The organism is Pseudomonas sp. NPDC089734, from assembly GCF_044748865.1.
GTDB lineage: Bacteria > Pseudomonadota > Gammaproteobacteria > Pseudomonadales > Pseudomonadaceae > Aquipseudomonas.
In genome coordinates, this window is record NZ_JBIVGV010000047.1 from 1 (window position 1) to 1,967 (window position 1,967).

Sequence of the window (1,967 nt, forward strand, 5' to 3'; positions counted from 1 at the left end):
ATGAACTGGTTCGTATTGCCGGTCTGATTCGTGCCGACGACATTGCCACCGATAACACCGTGTCATCCACGCGTGTGGCCGATGCGCGCATCACGAAGTCACGTGAAGTGCCTGCTGCAATCCAGAAAGCGATGGAAGCTGCTCGCCGCAACATGATCCAAGTTGATCTGAACGGCACCACTCTGCAGTACGCAATGAAGTCTGCCCATGGCGCTTCCAAGGTGTACATGCAGCCTGCTTCTGAAGGTACCGGTATCATCGCTGGCGGCGCCATGCGCGCAGTGCTGGAAGTTGCTGGTGTCCAGAACGTATTGGCCAAGTGCTACGGCTCGACTAACCCTGTAAACGTGGTTCACGCCACTTTCAAGGGTCTGAAGGGCATGCAGTCTCCTGAATCCATTGCTGCCAAGCGTGGCAAGCGTGTTGAGGAGATCATCTGATCATGGCTACCGTTAAAGTTACGCTGATCAAAAGCACCGCCGGCCGTATCCCTAGCCACAAACTGTGCGTTAAGGGTCTGGGTCTGCGTCGCATCGGTCACACTGTAGAAGTCCTGGATACTCCCGAAAATCGCGGGATGATCAACAAGGCTTACTACATGCTGCGAGTCGAGGGTTAATCGATGAAACTCAATGATCTGAGTCCAGCGCCGGGTTCCCGTCGCGAGAAGCATCGTCCGGGCCGTGGTATCGGTAGTGGTTTGGGTAAGACTGGTGGCCGTGGTCACAAAGGTCAAACCTCCCGCTCCGGTGGCACTATTGCTCCGGGCTTTGAAGGCGGCCAACAGCCGTTGCATCGTCGTCTGCCAAAATTCGGTTTCGTTTCCCTGAAAGCCATGGACCGCGCAGAAGTGCGTCTGTCCGAGCTGGCCAAAGTGGAAGGCGACGTCGTAACTGTGCAGTCCCTGAAGGATGCCAACGTGATTAACCAAAACGTACAGCGCGTGAAAATCATGCTGTCCGGCGAAGTTACTCGCGCTGTCACCATCAAAGGTATCGCAGCCACCAAAGGTGCGCGTGCGGCTATCGAAGCAGCTGGCGGCAAGTTCGAGGAATAAATGGCTAAGCAAGGTGCTCTCTCAGCGCTCAGCAAAGGCGGGTTGTCCGAGCTCTGGGCTCGACTGCGTTTTCTGTTCCTGGCGATTATCGTCTATCGGATCGGTGCGCATATCCCAGTTCCAGGTATCAACCCTGATCGGCTGGCGGAATTGTTTCGACAGAATGAGGGGACCATTCTTAGCTTGTTCAACATGTTTTCCGGTGGCGCGCTGGAACGGATGAGTATCTTTGCGTTGGGGATCATGCCGTACATTTCGGCATCGATCATCATGCAATTGATGACCGCCGTCAGCCCGCAACTGGAGCAGTTGAAGAAGGAAGGTGAAGCTGGCCGTCGCAAGATCAGCCAGTACACCCGCTATGGCACCGTCGTCCTGGCTCTGGTTCAAGCTATCGGCATGTCCGTTGGCCTGGCCGGTCAGGGCGTTGCTTTCTCTGCGGATCTCGGTTTCCACTTCGTGGCTGTTACCACCTTCGTGGCTGGTGCAATGTTCATGATGTGGCTCGGGGAGCAGATTACTGAGCGCGGTGTTGGTAACGGTATCTCGATGTTGATCTTTTCGGGTATCGTCGCCGGTCTTCCGAGAGCGATTGGGCAGTCTTTCGAGTCTGCACGTCAGGGTGATATCAACATTTTCGCTTTGGTCGCCATCGGTTTGCTGGCAGTAGCGATTATCGGTTTTGTGGTGTTCATTGAGCGTGGTCAGCGTCGTATTGCTGTTCACTACGCCAAGCGTCAGCAGGGCCGTAAGGTCTTTGCTGCGCAGACCAGCCACTTGCCGCTGAAAGTGAACATGGCTGGTGTTATTCCGGCCATTTTCGCGAGCAGCATCTTGCTGTTCCCGGCTTCGCTGGGTTCCTGGTTCGGCCAGTCTGAAGGTATGGGCTGGTTGCAGGACATCTCGCAGT

General features: G+C 55.4%; 4 protein-coding genes. All 4 read left to right on the forward strand.

Annotated elements, in window-relative coordinates; translation table 11 throughout:
* Positions 1-5: 5 nt before the first annotated feature.
* Positions 6-440, forward strand: a complete 435-nt coding sequence (locus tag ACIPY9_RS24570; RefSeq protein ID WP_400707828.1) for a flagellar basal body L-ring protein FlgH — start codon at positions 6-8, stop codon at positions 438-440.
* 2 nt (positions 441-442) lie between these two features.
* A complete protein-coding gene (gene rpmD / locus ACIPY9_RS24575) occupies positions 443-619 on the forward strand; it encodes a 50S ribosomal protein L30 (RefSeq protein WP_136474257.1) in 177 nt (58 codons plus the stop codon).
* Positions 620-622: 3 nt separating this feature from the next.
* Positions 623-1,057: a 50S ribosomal protein L15 gene (rplO, locus tag ACIPY9_RS24580; protein ID WP_010220318.1), complete on the forward strand. Its 435-nt coding sequence runs from the start codon at positions 623-625 to the stop codon at positions 1,055-1,057.
* Positions 1,058-1,967, forward strand: a 910-nt coding sequence (gene secY / locus ACIPY9_RS24585) for a preprotein translocase subunit SecY (RefSeq protein ID WP_400707825.1), incomplete at its 3' end; no start/stop codon positions are given. It lies immediately after the preceding gene.